Genomic DNA, 17,746 nt, shown 5'->3' with positions numbered 1-17,746 from the left:
TGATCTAGTCAGGGCGCTGAAGTTTGCTATGGTGGGGCATGAACAATTCCGCCGACTCGCTCGCCATTTCGCTCGCCGCCATCAATCCGGCCATTCTTGCTCTCGTCGGCGGCGCCATCGCCGCGATGATCGTTCTGCTGGTTTTCCTGCTTTTCAGGAGCGGCAATCTCAGACGGGAGCAGAATGAGGAAGCGGCCATTCGCTCCGCCGAAGCGGATGCGCGCATGGCCGAACTGCTGAAGATCCAGGCGGAGATGCAGGGCCGCATCTCGACGATGGCCGAAGTCTTCGGCACCCGCCAGGCCGAGCTCAACCAGGCGATCAACCAGCGGCTGGACGGCATGTCGCAGCGCGTCAGCCATACGATCACCGAACAGACGAAATCGACGCACGAGAACCTGCAGCGGCTTCAGGAGCGGCTCGCCGTCATCGATGCGGCGCAGAACAACATCCAGACGCTTGCCAAGGATGTCGTCGGCCTGCAGGCGATCCTCTCCAACAAGCAGACGCGCGGTGCCTTCGGCCAGTCGCGCATGGAAACGATCGTCGCCGATGGCCTGCCGATGGGCGCCTATGCATTCCAGCAGACGCTGTCGAACGGCTCGCGCCCGGACTGCACGGTGAAGATGCCGAATGGCGCGCCGCCGCTGGTCATCGACGCCAAGTTTCCGCTGGAGGCCTGGAACGCGATCCGCGATGCCGGGGGTTCGGATGCAGGCAAGGCGGCGTCCCAGCAATTTCGCCGCGACATGGAAATCCATATCCGCGATATTTCCGAAAAATACCTGATCCAGGGCGAGACGCAGGACACGGCCTTCATGTTCGTGCCGTCGGAATCGATCTTTGCCGAGATCCACGAGAATTTCGAGCCGATCGTCCAGAAGGCGCACCGGTCACGGATCGTCATCGTCTCGCCGTCGCTGCTGATGCTGTCGATCCAGGTGATGCAGGCCGTCCTCAAGGATCAGCGCATGCGCGCGCAGGCGCATGTGATCCAGGGCGAGGTCGCAAACCTGATGGACGACCTCGGACGTCTCGACGAGCGTGTGCGCAAGCTGCAGGGTCATTTCGCCATGGCGCAGAAGGATGTCGACATGATCGTCACCTCTGCCGACAAGCTGACCAAGCGCGGCTCCAAGATCGAAGCGCTGGAATTCGAGGCGACCGCTGACGGCGCGAAGCCGGAGCGCGACGCGCAGCCGGCCGCGAAATCCGTCGAGAGCCGCACCGGTCTTCTCAAGCTCAGGGTGGTTGACGAAGAGTGAGGCCTTCGGGCAGTGTCGCGCCAAAATCAAAGGACGGGACATTCACATGATCACTGTGTTCGGCTCCATCAATATGGACCTCATCGCCACCACTGCACGCCTGCCGAAGCCCGGTGAAACGGTCGCCGGAAACGGCTTTGCGACTGCGGCGGGTGGCAAGGGCGCCAATCAGGCGCTGGCGGCCCGGCGCGCCGGACGCACGGTGCGGATGGCGGGCGCCGTCGGCAAAGACGAATTCGCGGCGCCGGCGCTGGCGCTGCTCGATGACGCCGGAACCGACCTCGCAACGGTCAAGCGCGTCGAAGGCCCGACCGGCACTGCGCTGATCCTCGTCGGCGGCGATGGTGAGAACATGATCGCCGTTGTGCCCGGCGCCAATGGTACGGTCAGCGCGGCGGATGCCGATGCTGCGATCGCAGCGATGGATGCCAGCGATATCCTGATGCTGCAGCTCGAGGTTCCCGCCCCTGCGGTGGAGCGTGCGCTCGAAGCCGCCCGCAAGAAGGGCGTTCGCACCGTGCTCAATCTCGCGCCGCTGATTGCCGATGCCGCACGCCTCGGGCGCCTCGCCGATATCGTCATCGCCAACGAGACGGAATTCGAGCTGCTTGCCGGCCAGGAAAACATGACAGCGGGCGACCGCGAGGCCGCGCTTCAGCGCCTGCATGGCGAGACCGGCCAGACGCTGATCGTGACGCTCGGAGCCGATGGCGTGATCGCCATCCGCGACGGCCAGCTGGTGCGTGCAAAGGGTCTGAAGATCGAGCCGGTCGATACGGTCGGCGCCGGCGATACCTTCTGCGGCTACCTCGCTGCCAGCCTCGATGAGGGGCTCGATTTCGAGGCCGCGCTGCGCCGCGCAGCCGTTGCCGGATCGCTTGCCTGCCTCAAGGCCGGAGCCCAGCCGTCGATCCCGCTGAGTGCCGAAGTCGCAAACAAGCTATAGACTTTTCTGTTTCCGATAGACGCAAGCAAAAAGTGAAGGTGTTCAGACTACTAACGGTCCGCTTTCATACAATTTCACTCAAATTTAAGAGATTTCTGGCGATCTTTTCGGCGATCGCCAGGCCTCCTCAGAGGGTGCCCGGTTTAGCCCCACGGCCGCTCCATGACGAAGCGGCTCACCTCGCCTTTGCCGGAAATGTTCGTCCGGCAAGTCGCCCCGCCGAGGCACCATGTTCATCTTTCGCATGAAGTCGCTTGCCGCAAAGCTTATTGTCATCACGGGCGTTGCAATCGCGCTCGTTCTTTTCGTTTCTAACTTTTTCCTGATCGATCAGACGCGCAGCCGCGTGCAGACCCTGACGATGGATCAGGCCAATCTTGAAGCCAAAGCCATTGCCAACGAAATCGCCGCCAATGTCGGCGAACTCGCCAGCGCAGCGCGCTCCATGTCCGGTGTCGTCGGCCGCGGCCACGAGGGCGGCAATTTCGACCGCAAGGGCATCATCAACGTCCTGAAGGCCAATCTCGAAAAGAACCCCTTCGCCTTCGGCAGCTGGTTCTGCGAGCAGCTCGGCGCCTTCGACGGCAAGACCACCGAGATTGCCGACAAGCTCGATCAGGGCACCAACAAGGCTGGCGCCTTCACCCCCTACTGGTCGAAGACCAAGGATGGCGCCATCCAGTTCTCGACCTTCGATAACGATTATACCGCCGAGTGGTGGAAGCTTGCCGCCGAGAGCGGCAAGGGCGCGATCACGTCGCCCTACCTCGCTGAAGGCACCGACGTTCCGACCCTCCTGACCTCGATCGCCTACCCGGTTGTCTCGGGTGGCAAGATGATCGGCGTCGAAGGCGTCGACATCTCTCTGAAGTCGCTGACCGACAAGCTGCAGGCCCTGCATCCGTTCGGCTCCGGCCGCGTCACGCTCGTTGCCCAGAACGGCAACTGGATCGTCGCGCCGACCAAGGAACTGATGTCGAAGCCTTATGAAGGCGACGGCTCGACCGAGATCAAGAACGCCCGCGCGTCGATGGCGCCGACCGTTGTCCGCAACCTGACCTTCGATGGTTACGAGCCCTTCGACCGCGTCGTCTATCCGTTCGCCGTCCCGGATCTCAACGCGACATGGGTCGTCCTCGTCGACGTACCGCACACCGCGATCAATGCCCCGGTTCAGGATCAGACCTTTATGATGATCGTCGGCGGCATTCTCGTCCTCGGCGCCGTCATGCTGGCCCTCTACTTCGCTGTGCGCTCCTTCGTCCAGAAGCCGCTCGGCCAGCTGGTCGCCGGCGTCAAGAAGCTGAGCGACGGCGCCTATGATCAGCCGGTTGCCGGTCAGGATCGTGCCGACGAAATCGGCTCGGTCGCCAAGGCTCTCGAAGGCTTCCGTTTCGCTCTTGCCGATACGCGCCGCCTCGAAGCCGAAGCAAACAACCAGCGCAGCGCAGCTGAATCCGAGCGCAGCCGCTCGGAGAGCGAGCGTCAGCAGTCGGTCGCCCTGCAGCGCCAGATCGTCTCGATCGTCGGTGCCGGTCTTTCCGAACTGTCGCAAGGCAATCTCGGCCACCGCATCAACGAGGATTTCCCGGGCGAATACGCGAAGCTGAAGCAGGACTTCAACGCCGCGCTCGCCAGCCTCGAAGAGACCGTCCATACGATGAACACGAGCGTCGTGAACATCGGCTCCGGTACCAGCGAGATCAGCAACAGCGCCTCCGACCTTGCCAAGCGCACGGAACAGCAGGCTGCAAGCCTCGAGGAGACCGCTGCAGCGCTGAACGAGCTGACCGCCCAGGTCAATTCGAGCGCCGAGAACGCCCGCACCGCAGCTGATAACGTCAACCTCGCCTGCGAGGATGCCGAGAAGTCCGGTGAGGTCGTGCAGAAGGCGATCGCTTCGATGCACGGCATCGAGCAGTCGTCCACGGAAGTGTCGCGCATCATCGGCGTCATCGACGAGATCGCGTTCCAGACCAACCTGCTCGCCCTCAACGCCGGTGTCGAAGCCGCGCGTGCCGGTGAGGCAGGCAAGGGCTTCGCCGTCGTCGCACAGGAAGTCCGTGAGCTCGCACAGCGCTCTGCAAGTGCAGCAAAGGAGATCAAGACGCTGATCAACACCTCGGCCGTCCAGGTCAAGGAAGGCGTCGATCTCGTCGGCCGCGCCGGCGGTACGCTGCACAAGATCGCCGAGCAGGTCATGGGCATCAACGGCCTGATCCGTCAGATCTCCGCGTCCGCCAGCGAGCAGGCGATCGGGCTGAAGGAAATCAACCAGGCCATGAACCAGATGGACCAGGTGACGCAGCAGAACGCCGCGATGGTGGAAGAGGCAACGGCGGCCAGTGTGACGCTGAACGACGAGGCGCAGACGCTGAAGGCGCTCGTGCTGCGCTTCCGGGTTTCCGGCCAGGCAAACAGTGCGGCGCTGCGGGCAACCGCCGAGCATATGCGCGCGCCCGTCGCCGCACCCGCATACCGGGCTCCGGCACCGCGCCGGGCTGCCGTCGCGCACGGCTCGGCCGCAGTCGCGCAGGACAATTGGGAAGAGTTCTGAGAATTAACGATCTCAAACGAAAAGAGGCGCCCGGGATGACCGGGCGCCTCTTTCATTTCTGCGATTGAAAATCTCAGGCGGCGTTCGAGGTCTGCTCTTCGTTGAGGAAGGCATAGATCGCCGAGGCGGAGTCGGTGGCGCGCAGCTTGGCGACCAGATCCTGGTCGCGCAGCACGCGCGCGATGCGCGACAGGGCCTTGAGATGATCGGCGCCCGCCCCTTCGGGAGCGAGCAGCAGGAAAACGAGATCGACGGGCTGATCGTCCAGGGCCTCGAAATCGACCGGGCTCTCGAGACGTGCGAAGACGCCGACGATCGAGCGGACGCTGGCGAGCTTGCCATGCGGAATTGCGATGCCATTGCCGACGCCGGTCGAACCCAGACGTTCACGCTGCAGCACGACGTCGAAGATTTCCCGCTCAGACAGGCCCGTGATTTTCGAGGCCTTTGCCGCCAATTCCTGAAGCAGCTGTTTCTTGGAATTTACCTTGAGGGCGGGGATAATCGCATCTTGATGCAGCAGATCTGCCAATGCCATTTCTTTTTCCTTCTGTGGCCGAAGCCGGGTGATTGGAAGAGCGGCGCTTGGCGCCGCTCATCGCCCGATCTCAGCTCTTGATATTGGCTGCGTCGATCCAGCCAATATTACCGTCATGCCTGCGGTAAACGATGTTCAAATGTTCCTTGCCCGGGCTGCGGAACAGGAGCAGCGGCTCATCCGTCATGTCGAGCGCCATCACGGCGGTTGCGACGGACATGGTCTTCAGCTGCTTCGTGCTCTCGGCCACGATGGCCGGGGCGAAATCGTCGGGAACCTCTTCTTCGTGGTCAGGCACTGCGTCCATGACCGTATAGGCGACTTCCGCAAAACCGTTCAGATGATTTCCGGCATGATGATCCTTGAGCTTCCGCTTGTAGCGGCGCAGACGCTTCTCGATACGCTCCGAAGCGGCATCGAAAGCCACCTGCGGATCCATCGCCTCACCAGCCGCATGCAGCACGACCCCGCTATCGAGGTGGAGCTTGCAATCGGCCGAGAAGCGCGAGCTCGACTTCTCAACGATCACTTGACCAGAATATCCCCCGTCGAAGTATTTCGTGACGGCCATGGCCACTTGGTCCTCGATCTTTTGACGGAACGAGTCACCAATTTCCATATGTTTACCGGATACACGCACACTCATGGAGTTTCCCTTCTTATAGTGGTTTGCGGTACCAGTTTACGCCAAGCCTACTTCTCATCCAAGCACTTCACGCAAACTCAAGCAAGATCGGCTTAAGTCTCGTGCTTCAAGCGCCCTGAGGATGATGGGGATAAGTCTGAACGCTGTTCACAGCGCCAATTGCGGCGGGCTAATAAACGGAGGTTACCAAAAAGTCAACGCCCGGCCGTCAGAGCCTCAGAAGCCGGCGACCTTGGCGAGCGCCCGCTTTTCGCGGCGGCGCTGCACCGAAGAGGCGATGTTCATCGCTTCCCGGTATTTGGCGACGGTGCGGCGGGCGAGATCGATCCCGCCCGTTTTCAGCATGTCGACGATGTCGTCATCCGACAGCACGGCTTCCGGGCTTTCCTGCATGATCAGCATGCGGATCTTGTGGCGGACGGCCTCCGCAGAGTGTCCATCGCCGCCTTCGACGGCGCTGATGGACACGGTGAAGAAGTATTTGAGCTCGAAGAGCCCGCGCGGCGTCAGCATGTATTTGTTCGAGGTGACACGGCTGACGGTCGATTCATGCATCTTGATGGCGTCGGCAACGGTCTTCAGATTGAGCGGGCGCAGATGATCGACACCGTGCAGCAGGAACGCATCCTGCTGGCGGACGATCTCGGTCGCCACCTTCATGATCGTCTTGGCGCGCTGGTCGAGGCTGCGCGTCAGCCAGTTGGCATTCTGCAGGCATTCGGAGAGGAAGGCGTGCTCCTCGCCATTCTTCGTGACATTGGCGAAATAGGACTGATTGACCAGCACGCGGGGCAGCGTGTCGGGATTGAGCTCCACCAGCCAGCTGCCGTCGCTCGACGGCCGCACGACGACATCCGGCATGATCGCTTCGGAGACGCCGGCCTCGAAACCACTGCCGGGCTTCGGATTGAGCTGGCGAAGCTCCGTCAGCATGTCGAGGAGATCTTCCTCGTCGACACCACAGAGGCGCTTCAGCGTCGAGAAATCGCGGCGCGCCAAGAGTTCAAGATTGGCGACAAAGGCCTGCATCGCCGGATCGAAACGATCTTTCTGGCGTAGCTGGATCGCCAGACATTCCGCGAGGTTGCGGGCAAAGACGCCGGGCGGATCGAGGGTCTGCAGCGCGCCGAGCACACGCTCCACATCGACCGTCGTGGCGCCGAGACGTTCGGCGGCTTCGGCGATATCCCCCTGGAAATAGCCGGCCTCATCGAGCTGATCGAGCAGGTGCTGGCCGATCAGCCGGTCGGCCATGTCAGGAAGGACGAAAGGCACCTGCTGGACGATATGGTCGCGCAGCGAAACCTGGCCGGCGACAAAGTCATCGAGATCATAAGCCTCGCCCTCGGCGCTGCCGGGCATCGACTTCCACTGGCTCATCAGCTCCGGCGCATCGGCCCGCTGCGGCGCCCCGTCGTCCTGGAAGACATTCGAATAGTTGGAATCGAGCTCTTCGCTCAGGTGGCTGACGCTGCCTTCGCTGCCATTGTCGTACCAGTCGCCGGAGAGCGCATCGGTGCGCTCGTCGTCATCCTGCTGGTGGGCGTGGGGTTCATCTTCGCCGTCACGCTCGCTGCCCGTTTCCGCGTCATTTGACGGAAATTCCAGCAGCGGGTTCTTTTCGACTTCCTGGGAGATGAATTGAACGAGTTCGAAATGCGTCATCTGCAGCAGCTGGATGGACTGCATCAGCTGCGGCGTCATGACGAGGGATTGGTTCTGTCGCAGGAAAAGATTGGCAGACAGGGCCATGGCGGACGCGAAACTCCCGTTCATTTCCTTCGGGAAGCCGCGTCCGAACAAGTATTTCAGGCCACGGAAATCCAGTTGGCCCAAAAATTGCTTTTTTATTCTATTTGGTCAAGCTCAAGTGTGACGGGAAGGTGAATTTCCGTCGCCTTCGACCGTATCAAAGGCTGAAATTGTCGCCAAGATAGAGGCGGCGAACCTCAGGGTTGTTGACGATATCGTTGGCCCGGCCATGCGTCAGAACTTCACCGGCATGGATGATATAGGCGCGGTCGATCAGACCCAGGGTCTCGCGGACATTGTGGTCGGTGATCAGAACGCCGATGCCGCGTGCCGTCAGATGGTGCACGAGATTCTGGATATCGGAGACCGAAATCGGATCGACGCCGGCGAAGGGCTCGTCGAGCAGCATGAAGGTCGGATCGGTCGCCAGCGCGCGGGCGATTTCCAGACGCCGGCGCTCACCGCCCGACAGCGATACGGCTGCCGCCTTGCGGAGCTTCGAGATGTGGAACTCTTCGAGCAGCTCGTCGAGCTTCTTCTCGCGTGCCGCCTTGTCCTTCTCGTGAACTTCGAGAACGGCGCGAATGTTTTCTTCGACCGTCAGGCCGCGAAAGATCGAGGCTTCCTGCGGCAGGTAACCGACGCCGAGGCGCGAGCGGCGATACATCGGCATGGTCGTGACGTCGTTGCCGTCGATCTCGATCGTGCCTTCATCGACCGGCACGAGACCGGTGATCATGTAGAAACAGGTGGTCTTGCCGGCGCCGTTCGGCCCGAGAAGCCCTACCGCTTCGCCGCGCCGGACGACCAGCGACACGCCATTGACGACACGCCGGGTGCTGTAGGTCTTCGTCAGACCGCGCGCAATCAGCGTGCCCTGGTAACGGCTTTTGTCTCCGGCAGATGCGTCCGCGGCCTGCGGCGCGGACTTGCCGAACATTTTGGGAAGCGAGAGAAGTTTCACGAGAGGGCCGGGTCAGTTCTTCTTCTGGGACTTCGGATCGAGCTGGATCTGGACGCGGCCCCCGCAGCTGTCCAGTTGTGCCTGTCCGGTTTGCATGTGGACCGTGAGCTGGCAGCCGGTGAAGACATTCGGGCCATCCGAGAGCACAACCTTGTCGCCCTTCAGGATGAATGTCTGCGCCGCCATGTCGAAGGCGCCGTTATCGGCGGTTGCCGTCTGTGTGCCGGAGCTCAGGAAAACCTTGTCGGTGACCACGATGTGGTCGATATCGGCGTTGCCGGACGAGATCGATGCAGCGCCGGCATCCGGCTTGGCATTCGCATCCGTCGCCTGACCGTCGGCATTTGCCTTCGGCTTGTAGAAGACCGTCATGTGGCCAGCCTGCAGCGTCGTCTTGCCCTGAACGACCTTCACGTTGCCGGTAAAGTCGGCCTTGTGTTCCTGGTCGTGGATTTCGAGCTTGTCGCTCTCGATCTGGATCGGCTCGTTCTTGTCGAGCTTGAGGCCGTCCATCTGGCTGGTCGTTGCCTGCGCGAATGCAGCTCCTGCAATCATCAGAAGCGCCAGAGCGCCGCCGGTTGCTGCTGCGCCAAGCTTACGAATTGGAGAGTGACAATCTTTTGTCATTAAAGAACCCGGCTGTTAGGTGCCCTGTTTGCGGATGGCGGATGGATCGACGTTCATACGAACTTTCCCCTCGAACGTGATCACGCGACCCTTATCCGTCATCTTGAGGGAGTTCGCAACAACCGAAGTTCCCTCTTTGGTAATGGTTACGGGGTCGTCCGTGCTCATGCTGCCACCCTTGATATCGAGCTTGGCAGACTTGAAATCGGCGGTCAGACCGTTGCTCAGGAGAACGGTGAATGGCGAGGTAAGTGCGAGCTTGTCGGTCGAGCGGTCGTAATCGGCCGATTGCGCCTCGACGCGAGCGATCAGATCGTCGTTAACAGGGACGGCCGCCTTGATCGTCTCCAGCGTGATGAGGCTCGGATTCTTGATGTCCTGCAGGGCGCGCTCGGCGAGCATCGAATAATTGATGCCATCGGAATTGCGACCGGCGATCGCGGGCTTGGCCATGACGACCTTGCCATTCTCGATCTTGGCGCCCTCGATCTTCAGGTTTTCCGGCAGATAGGCGCGGACCATGGAGACGGCGATGAAGGCCAGAGAAACGACGACGGCGGCGACCGGAAGCAGCACCTTCAGACGACGCACGCGCCCCGAATGACTGAGCGCAGCGCCATAGGCAGTGCGCGCGGGTCGGGCAAAGGCAGCCTTCCCGCCGCTGTTGATCGTATCGAGCATTAAGTCTGTCCGTGTCTGTCGATCGGCATTCCTATATAGGAACTACTTCGGCCGATCACAGATCGTTTCGCATTATTACATTACCTTGCCAATATGGATTTTTTTCTGCAACAAGCAACAAAGGCAAGAAAACGCGGCAAACCGGCATTTTCACAACAGCATGCCGCCTTATCTGATATCGCTGTGAATTGTGGCCGTCTCAGGCCCTGGAGGACTTATGGACAGCTCGACGATCGCCGACCGCCGCAGACTTCGCCGGCGACTGGGCTTCTGGCGGATCGCAGCAGCGGTGCTTCTGGTAGCGCTCGGCCTCTCGCTCTACCTGTTTTTCCGCAGTGATATCGAGCAGAGCCGTCCGCAGATTGCCCATGTGACGATCTCCGGCCTGATCACCGATGACGACGAGCTGCTTGAGCGGCTGAAGAAGATCGAAGAGAACAATCAGGTGAAGGCCGTGATCGTCTCGATCTCCTCGCCCGGCGGCACGACCTACGGCGGCGAGAAGATCTTCAAGGCGATCCGGGCGATCTCGGCCAAGAAGCCCGTCGTTTCCGACGTGCGCACGCTCGCCGCCTCCGCCGGCTATATGATCGCCACCGCCGGCGACACGATCATTGCCGGAGACAGCTCGATCACCGGTTCGATCGGTGTCATCTTCCAGTATCCGCAGATCCAGCCGCTGCTCGAAAAGCTCGGCGTATCGCTGCAGGAGATCAAGTCTTCGCCGCTGAAGGCCGAGCCCTCGCCCTTCCACAATACCAGCGAAGAGGCCAAAGCGATGATCAACAATATGGTCCAGGACAGCTATGCCTGGTTCGTGGATCTCGTCGCCGATCGCCGAAAACTGCCGCGCGATGAAGTACTTAAGATCGCTGACGGGACGATCTATACCGGCCGCCAGGCGCTGAAAGTGAAGCTGATCGACCAGCTCGGCGGTGACCCTGAAATCCGCGACTATCTGGCCAAGCGGGACATCAGCAAGGACCTGCCGGTGGTCGATTGGGACAAGAAGAGCAACACGCCCTTCCTGCTCGCCGGCGCGGTTTCGAAGGTCGCCACACTTCTCGGCTACGGCGACCTCTTCAAAGCCCAGGACCTTGAGGGCATTCTGCCACAAAAGTTGCTCCTTGACGGGCTCGTTTCAGTTTGGCAGTTTGGCCGCGATTGATAAGAAATCAATAATTTAAGGGGGCGACCGTGATCAAGTCGGAACTGGTGCAGATAGTTGCCGCGCGCAACCCGCATCTCTATCACCGCGACGTCGAGAATATCGTCAATGCCGTCCTCGACGAGATCACCGATGCACTGGCGGCGGGCAACCGCGTCGAGCTGCGCGGCTTCGGCGCGTTTTCCGTCAAGAACCGTCCATCGCGCTCCGGCCGCAACCCCCGCACCGGCGATACCGTTTTCGTCGAGGAAAAGTGGGTTCCCTTCTTCAAGACCGGCAAGGAACTGCGCGAGCGGCTGAACCCCGGCCAGGCCGATCAGGACGATTGAGCCTTTCACCTGCGGCGAAACCGCGCTTGAAGTTCGCCGCCGGATTCCTATTCTGCTCTTAGCTTGAGAAGCGCCGTTTCAACGACGGCGCCATATGCGCGGAGGCCATCCATGGCGAAGAAGATCACCAACCTTTTGATTTTGCTGCCGCTCGGCATCATTCTGATCATCTTTTGCGTGGCCAACCGGCGGAGCGTGACGCTCGCCTTCAACCCGTTCCGCCCGGAAGATCAGGTCCTGTCGCTCTCGGCACCGTTCTTCGTCTTCCTGTTCATCGCGCTGATCATCGGCATGCTTGCCGGCTCTGCCGTCACTTGGTTCAGCCAGGGCAAGCATCGTAAGCGCGCGCGCGTCGAAGCCAAGGAAGCGATCCGCTGGCAGGGCGAAGCCGGCCGCCACAAGGCGCGTGCGGAAGAGATCGCCGGGCAGCTGCCCTCACGCTGATTGGCGCGACGGATCGAAGGTCAGCTCTTCGTATTCACCCTCGGCCGAACTCCCGGTGCCGGTCACGGCAAAACCCTTCGCGAGATAGAAGGCCTTGGCGCCCACATTGTTGACCAGGCATTTCAGCCGGTATCTGTGGCGCGGCCAATCGGGGAGTGCGCCCAGCAGCGCCGTTCCGACGCCCCTGCCCTGCCATTCCTTGCGGATATAGAGCATGTGAATGAAATCGTCGGCCACCCAGAGCGTCATGAAGCCGGCAATGGCGCCATCCGCCGCCTCGGCAAGCCAGACGAGCTCACCTTGCGTATGGGAAAAGAAATCCTCGTGCTTGAAGCGCGACGGATCGACCCAGGTGAAGGTCTGGCGGCGGACCGCGAGATAGATATCGGCAAGCTCCTCGCGGTCCGACGGCCGCGGCGTCCTGATCAGCAAATCCATGATCAAGAATTAGCCGATGAACGGACAGCCGCCAATGGCCGGGATCACGTACCCGCCTTTTCCGAAACGGCGGCGTTGAAATCGGCAAAGAATTGCTGCGCCAGCTTCTGCGAGGTGGAATCGACGAGCCGGGCGCCGAGCTGAGCGATCTTGCCGCCGACCTGGGCCTTGGCGTTATATTGCAGCACGGTCTCCGCGCCGTCTTCTTTCAACACGACATCGGCGCCGCCCTTGGCAAAGCCGGCGATGCCGCCCTTGCCCTCGCCCGAGATCGTGTAGCTTTCCGGCGCATTGATGTTGGAGAGGGTCACCTCACCGTTGAAGGTTGCCGAGACGGGGCCGATCTTGATCTTGACGGAGGCGGCGAGCTCGGTCGGCGACTTCATCTCCAGCGTCTGACAGCCCGGAATGCAACGCTTGAGGACTTCGGGATCGTTGAGCGCTGCCCATACGGCATCGCGCGGTGCGGTAATGCGTTCTTCGCCGGTCATATCCATTCGAAATCCTCCCATTTCGGATTGCTAAACTTATCACAGCGGGAAAGCGCTTTGCCAAGGTGAAACGGAATGCTATTTGCACGGGCTCCATCGAATTGAAGACGCGGAAAACCACGTTGAGACAAAAAGACCGCCGGCCGGGCGCAAAGACGCCTTCCGGCTCCTCCGGCCCTCGCCGCAGCGACGACCGTCCGAACCGCCCGGCCAAGCCGGCTGCCAAACCCGCAGCGCCCCGCGAGGCGGTGCGCGAGGCCGCCGTGCCCGTTGCCGCCGAGCGACCGCTGAAGACGCGCGCGGGTGACCGCCCGATTGAGCGCGTGCCCGTCATCCTTGAATCGCTCGGCGCCGGCGACTTCCACCTGATCGACAGCGGCAACGGCCAGAAGCTCGAACAATACGGCCCCTATCGCATCGTGCGGCCGGAGGGACAGGCGCTGTGGCAGCCGACCCTTTCCCAGCCGGTCTGGGACAAGGTCGATGCCGTTTTTACCGGCGATGTCGACGAAGAAGGTACCGGCCGCTGGCGCTTCCCGAAGGAAGCGCTCGGCGAAACCTGGCCGCTGCACCTGCTCGGCGTCGATTTCTTCGGCCGCTTCACCTCGTTCCGTCACGTCGGTGTCTTCCCTGAGCAGATCGTCCACTGGAGCTGGATGAAGGAGCAGGTGGAGAAGGCAGGCAGGCCGCTGAAGGTGCTCAATCTCTTCGGCTATACCGGCGTCGCCTCGCTGGTGGCCGCCGCTGCCGGCGCTGAGGTCACCCATGTCGATGCATCCAAGAAGGCGATCGGCTGGGCGCGCGAAAACCAGGCGCTCGGCCGCATGGAAAAGCTGCCGATCCGCTGGATCTGCGAAGACGCGATGAAGTTCATCCTGCGCGAGGAACGCCGCGGCAATACCTATGACATCATCCTGACCGATCCGCCGAAATTCGGTCGTGGCCCGAACGGTGAGGTCTGGCATCTGTTCGAGCATCTGCCGCTGATGCTCGATATCTGCCGGGAAATCCTCTCGCCGAAGGCTGTCGGCCTGGTACTGACCGCCTATTCGATCCGGGCGAGCTTCTATTCGATCCACGAGCTGATGCGCGAAATCATGCGTGGCGCCGGTGGCGCCGTCGAGTCGGGCGAGCTGGTCATCCGCGAAGGCGGGCTTGACGGCAAGACGCCGGGCCGCGCCCTCTCCACATCCCTCTTTTCGCGCTGGGTGCCGAAATGAACGAATTCCACGACCGCGGACCGCGCCGGGTCGGCCAGGTGAAGGAAGTCACCTCGCTTGCCAACCCCATCATCAAGGACATCAAGGCGCTCAGCGACAAGAAGACCCGCGAGCAGAGCGGCACCTTCATGGCCGAAGGCCTGAAGCTCGTCATCGACGCGATCGAGCTCGGCTGGACGATCCGCACGCTCGTCTATGCCAAGGCCGCCAAGGGCAAGCCGCTGGTCGAGCAGATGGCGGCGAAAACGGTCGCCTCCGGCGGGCTGGTGCTTGAAGTCAGTGAGAAGGTGCTCTCCTCGGTCACGCGGCGCGACAATCCGCAGATGGTTGTCGGCATTTTCGAGACCCGCTGGAAGCCGCTGCGCGACATCCGCCCGCAACAGGGCGAGACCTGGATTGCGCTCGATCGCGTGCGCGACCCCGGCAATCTCGGCACGATCATCCGCACTGCCGACGCAGCCGGCGCCTCCGGCGTCATCCTCGTCGGCGAGGCAACTGATCCCTTTTCGCTCGAGACCGTGCGGGCAACAATGGGTTCGGTCTTCGCCGTGCCGGTCGCCCGGGCATCAATGGACGAGTTCATCGCCTGGAAGAAGACGGCAGGCGTGCAGGTCGTTGCCACGCATCTGGCCGGCTCCGTCGATTACCGCACTATCGATTACAAGAAGAAGCCTGTCGTGCTCCTGATGGGCAACGAGCAATCCGGCATTCCGGAGCAGCTCGCCAAGGAAGCCGACGCCCTGGCGCGCATTCCGCAGCAGGGCCGCGCCGACTCGCTCAATCTTGCCGTTGCGAGCGCCGTCATGCTCTTCGAGGCACGCCGCCACCTTCTCTCACTGTCAGAGGCAAAATGACCGAACAGACGCTTCCGCGCCCGGCCCTCTTTTCGCGCCCGCTGCCGATCCTGCTCTTCATCATCGTGGCGGTGATCCTCGACCAGATCGTCAAGATCGCCGTCGATCATTACCTGCCGCTGCAGGAAGCCGTTCCGGTCATTCCGATGCTGGCGCTCTACCGTACCTACAACCTCGGCGTCGCCTTCTCGATGCTGTCAGGGATGGACGGCTGGTTCATCGTCGGCATGCGCCTTGTGATCGTCGCCTTCGTTATCTGGATGTGGCACCGGACCGGCAAGGACCGCTGGATTGCCCATACCGGCTTTGCGCTGATCATCGCAGGCGCGCTCGGCAACCTTATCGACCGGTTTCTCTACGGGCACGTGATCGACTACATCCTGTTTCATACGGAGACATGGTCGTTCGCAGTTTTCAATCTTGCCGATAGTTTCATCACGATCGGCGCGGGATGCGTGATTCTTGACGAGTTGCTGCAACCGAAAAAGAGCGAAAGCTAAAATCTTAGTCTTTTCCTGAAGGCATTCGGAAGAGCGCCTATGTTAGCCAGCAGTCATGCAAAGCTTGGCTCAACTGCAGGAAAGACTGGCCGCTGCTTTCGGCCCCGCCAAACCGCAGGACGTGCGGACGGCCGAGGATTCCCTGCAACCGGTGGCTGGTCCGAGAACGATACAGCGCAAGAAGTCACTGGTCTCGCTTTGGCTCGGCGGCGCCGGCATTCTTGCCGCGGCCCTGCTCCTCATCCTCGGTCAGGCCGGCGGCCCGCTGCTCTTTTCGATTGGGCTTGCTGCAATTGCCATTGCCCTCATTACCTATGTCGTGGTTTCCAGGCACAAGGCGAAGGCACTGCCGAAGAAGCAGACCGGCGGCGTTGCAACGAGCGAAGCTGCCGAGCTCTTCGCCAATGTGCATGACGTTCTCGGCGACATCACCGTTACCCGCAGCATCGACCGGCGCATCATCGGCGCCAATGCCACGTTCCGGCGCCTGACCGGCCGCCTGAAGCCCGAGGGTCAGACATGCGAGGAGATCGGCATCGCCTTTCGCCCGGGTGCCGAGCCGCACCGCTTCGATGTCGAGATCTCGACGCTGGAAGGGCAGCGCATTTTCGTCTGGCACGATGTCGTCACCCGCGATCCGGCAAACGGCAATCTGCTGATCCAGAGCATTGCCCGCGACGTCACCAACGAGCGGCTGACGGCGCAGGCGCGCGAAGAGGCACGCCAGAAAGCCGAATACAACAGCGCCGCCAAGTCGCGGCTGCTTGCGACCGTCAGCCATGAAATCCGCACGCCGCTCTCCGGCATTCTCGGCATGACCCATCTGCTCGCCCAGGCGCAGATGACGCAGGAACAGCAGAACTATCTCGGCGGCATCCGCCAATCCGGCCACGCCCTGACCCAGCTAGTCGAAGACCTTCTCGATTTCTCGACGATCGAGGTCGGCCGCTTCCAGCTGCGCCCGCGATCGGAGTCGTTGCGGCAGCTTCTCGAAAGCGTCGTGGAAATGCTGGCGCACCGGGCGCACGAGAAGGACATCGAGATCGGCGCCACGGTCTCGTCCGATGTGCCGGAATTCATGAGCTTCGACCCGGCGCGGCTGCGCCAGGTGCTTTTCAACGTGATCGGCAATGCCGTGAAGTTCACGCAGGCCGGCGGCGTCTTCATTCGCGCCACACTGTCTGACGAAGACCTCGTCATTACCGTCACCGACACCGGCCCGGGCATGACTGCGGAGGAGCAGTCCCGAATCTTCGGTGAATTCGAACAGGGAGGAACCATGGTCGAAAAGAGCGGCGGCACCGGTCTCGGCCTGACCATCTCGGCGCGCATCATGCGCGAATTCGGCGGCTCGCTTACGGTTGCCAGTGAGAAGGGCAAGGGCAGCGAATTCACTATCCGCTTTCCGGCGGGCATCACTGAAGAGGGCCGCGGCCGCCGCAAGGGTCTGCTGGCCGGCAATACCGTCGTGCTGCTCGCGCCTGCGGGTGCTGCGCGGGCGGCAATTGCCGAAACGGTCACCGCGCTCGGCGGCGCCTGCCATCTCGTCGAGGATGGCGAGACCGCCCGCGAGACGCTGCTCTATATGGCCGGCCGCGGCCAGCGCCCGACCGACATCATCATCGACCACCGTCTTTCGGCCGAGTTCGCCAGCCATCTCGCCGACCGCACCGACATTGCGGCGCTTGGCCTGCGCAAGATCCTGCTCGTCAACCCGGAAGAACGGAACGCTCACGCACTCGATCTCTTCGATGCCTGGCTGATCCGGCCGCTGCGCGAACAGTCGCTGATCGACGTGTTGCGTGGACGGATGCGTGGCATGGAGAAGCGGGATGCGCTGAACGACAATCAGCCGGGCTTCAGCGCCTCCATTCCCGAAGCCAGCCTGCAGCGCGGTCTCAACATCCTGCTTGGCGAGGACGACCCGATCAATGCCATGCTGGTGCGTGCCATGCTGGAGAAGGGTGGCCATGCGGTTCGCCATGTCGAGGACTTCGATAGCCTGCTTGACGGCGCACTTTCAGAGAATGGCAGCCGCCCCGATATCGTCATCAGCGATCTCACCATGCCGGGCGGCGAAGGCGTCGACATGATCGGCCGCTTGCGCGGTCATGAGCGGCGTCTCGATCTGGTGCCGGTGCCTGTCATCGTGCTGACGGCAGACAAGCGCGACGAGTCCCGTCGTGCCGTTCTGCTGGCCGGTGCCAACCGGGTGATGATCAAGCCGGTCGATCCGATCCGGCTATTGACCGAGGTTCAGGCCGTGGCCGCGCTCTCGGCGCGGCGGGCGGAAGCGCTATAAAGCGGGGTGACATTGCCCCAATTT

The 17,746-nt window shown here is 61.9% G+C and carries 18 protein-coding genes; 10 read left to right on the top strand and 8 right to left on the bottom strand.

Features of this window, described 5'->3' with window-relative positions; genetic code table 11:
- The first annotated feature begins 38 nt into the window (after nt 1-38).
- The 3 genes from ACEN84_RS11020 (at nt 39) to ACEN84_RS11010 (ending at nt 4,768) form a co-directional block, all read left to right on the top strand.
- The gene (locus tag ACEN84_RS11020) at nt 39-1,265 is read left to right on the top strand and encodes a DNA recombination protein RmuC (RefSeq protein WP_413710876.1); all 1,227 of its coding nucleotides are present in this window, start codon (nt 39-41) and stop codon (nt 1,263-1,265) included.
- Between the two features lie 46 nt (nt 1,266-1,311).
- Entirely contained in the window at nt 1,312-2,211 is a 900-nt protein-coding gene (locus ACEN84_RS11015; protein WP_413710875.1) for a ribokinase, read from the top strand.
- A 229-nt stretch (nt 2,212-2,440) separates the two neighbouring features.
- On the top strand, nt 2,441-4,768 hold the full coding sequence (locus ACEN84_RS11010; protein ID WP_413710874.1) for a methyl-accepting chemotaxis protein: 2,328 nt from the start codon (nt 2,441-2,443) through the stop codon (nt 4,766-4,768).
- A gap of 73 nt (nt 4,769-4,841) precedes the next feature.
- Here ACEN84_RS11010 and ptsN read toward each other — a convergent pair whose 3' ends face one another.
- The 6 genes from ptsN to lptC form a co-directional block, all read right to left on the bottom strand.
- On the bottom strand, nt 4,842-5,306 hold the full coding sequence (gene ptsN / locus ACEN84_RS11005) for a PTS IIA-like nitrogen regulatory protein PtsN (RefSeq protein WP_130279189.1): 465 nt from the start codon (nt 5,304-5,306) through the stop codon (nt 4,842-4,844).
- Between the two features lie 70 nt (nt 5,307-5,376).
- A complete protein-coding gene (hpf, locus tag ACEN84_RS11000; protein WP_112713677.1) occupies nt 5,377-5,952 on the bottom strand; it encodes a ribosome hibernation-promoting factor, HPF/YfiA family in 576 nt (191 codons plus the stop codon).
- Nucleotides 5,953-6,168: 216 nt separating this feature from the next.
- Entirely contained in the window at nt 6,169-7,704 is a 1,536-nt protein-coding gene (gene rpoN / locus ACEN84_RS10995) for an RNA polymerase factor sigma-54 (RefSeq protein ID WP_413710873.1), read from the bottom strand.
- Nucleotides 7,705-7,861: 157 nt separating this feature from the next.
- Nucleotides 7,862-8,644 carry an LPS export ABC transporter ATP-binding protein gene (gene lptB / locus ACEN84_RS10990; protein WP_112713681.1) on the bottom strand — a complete coding sequence of 261 codons (783 nt, stop codon included), beginning with the start codon at nt 8,642-8,644 and terminating at the stop codon, nt 7,862-7,864.
- A 36-nt stretch (nt 8,645-8,680) separates the two neighbouring features.
- Nucleotides 8,681-9,295 (bottom strand): LptA/OstA family protein, encoded by a 615-nt coding sequence (locus ACEN84_RS10985; protein ID WP_112713683.1) that lies wholly within the window; start codon nt 9,293-9,295, stop codon nt 8,681-8,683.
- A 15-nt stretch (nt 9,296-9,310) separates the two neighbouring features.
- The gene (lptC, locus tag ACEN84_RS10980) at nt 9,311-9,976 is read right to left on the bottom strand and encodes an LPS export ABC transporter periplasmic protein LptC (RefSeq protein ID WP_112713685.1); all 666 of its coding nucleotides are present in this window, start codon (nt 9,974-9,976) and stop codon (nt 9,311-9,313) included.
- 217 nt (nt 9,977-10,193) lie between these two features.
- On the opposite strand from lptC, the gene sppA reads away from it, so the two are divergent.
- The 3 genes from sppA (at nt 10,194) to ACEN84_RS10965 (ending at nt 11,917) form a co-directional block, all read left to right on the top strand.
- Nucleotides 10,194-11,144 carry a signal peptide peptidase SppA gene (sppA, locus tag ACEN84_RS10975; RefSeq protein WP_413710872.1) on the top strand — a complete coding sequence of 317 codons (951 nt, stop codon included), beginning with the start codon at nt 10,194-10,196 and terminating at the stop codon, nt 11,142-11,144.
- Nucleotides 11,145-11,173: 29 nt separating this feature from the next.
- Nucleotides 11,174-11,473 (top strand): integration host factor subunit beta, encoded by a 300-nt coding sequence (locus tag ACEN84_RS10970; RefSeq protein WP_018898213.1) that lies wholly within the window; start codon nt 11,174-11,176, stop codon nt 11,471-11,473.
- A gap of 111 nt (nt 11,474-11,584) precedes the next feature.
- Entirely contained in the window at nt 11,585-11,917 is a 333-nt protein-coding gene (locus ACEN84_RS10965; protein ID WP_413710871.1) for a LapA family protein, read from the top strand.
- Here ACEN84_RS10965 and ACEN84_RS10960 read toward each other — a convergent pair.
- Complete coding sequence (locus tag ACEN84_RS10960; RefSeq protein ID WP_413710870.1) at nt 11,909-12,355, bottom strand: N-acetyltransferase family protein; 447 nt, start codon at nt 12,353-12,355, stop codon at nt 11,909-11,911. The two genes, ACEN84_RS10965 and ACEN84_RS10960, sit on opposite strands and share 9 nt — an antisense overlap.
- Before the next feature lie 44 nt (nt 12,356-12,399).
- Nucleotides 12,400-12,852 (bottom strand): SRPBCC family protein, encoded by a 453-nt coding sequence (locus ACEN84_RS10955; protein WP_112713693.1) that lies wholly within the window; start codon nt 12,850-12,852, stop codon nt 12,400-12,402.
- A 116-nt stretch (nt 12,853-12,968) separates the two neighbouring features.
- Here ACEN84_RS10955 and ACEN84_RS10950 point away from each other — a divergent pair, with 116 nt between their 5' ends.
- The 4 genes from ACEN84_RS10950 to ACEN84_RS10935 are packed head-to-tail and all read left to right on the top strand — an operon-like array spanning nt 12,969 to nt 17,722.
- Nucleotides 12,969-14,066, top strand: a complete 1,098-nt coding sequence (locus tag ACEN84_RS10950; protein ID WP_413710869.1) for a class I SAM-dependent methyltransferase — start codon at nt 12,969-12,971, stop codon at nt 14,064-14,066.
- Nucleotides 14,063-14,920: a TrmH family RNA methyltransferase gene (locus ACEN84_RS10945; protein WP_413710868.1), complete on the top strand. Its 858-nt coding sequence runs from the start codon at nt 14,063-14,065 to the stop codon at nt 14,918-14,920. The genes ACEN84_RS10950 and ACEN84_RS10945 overlap by 4 nt, the downstream gene beginning before the upstream one ends.
- Complete coding sequence (lspA, locus tag ACEN84_RS10940; RefSeq protein WP_413710867.1) at nt 14,917-15,420, top strand: signal peptidase II; 504 nt, start codon at nt 14,917-14,919, stop codon at nt 15,418-15,420. The genes ACEN84_RS10945 and lspA overlap by 4 nt, the downstream gene beginning before the upstream one ends.
- A gap of 55 nt (nt 15,421-15,475) precedes the next feature.
- A complete protein-coding gene (locus ACEN84_RS10935) occupies nt 15,476-17,722 on the top strand; it encodes a hybrid sensor histidine kinase/response regulator (RefSeq protein ID WP_413710866.1) in 2,247 nt (748 codons plus the stop codon).
- The last annotated feature ends 24 nt before the right edge of the window (nt 17,723-17,746 follow it).

This window comes from Rhizobium sp. Rhizsp82 (assembly GCF_047325115.1).
GTDB lineage: Bacteria > Pseudomonadota > Alphaproteobacteria > Rhizobiales > Rhizobiaceae > Rhizobium.
Note: the sequence above shows the minus strand (reverse complement) of the source record. Positions and strands in the feature narration are given on the sequence as shown.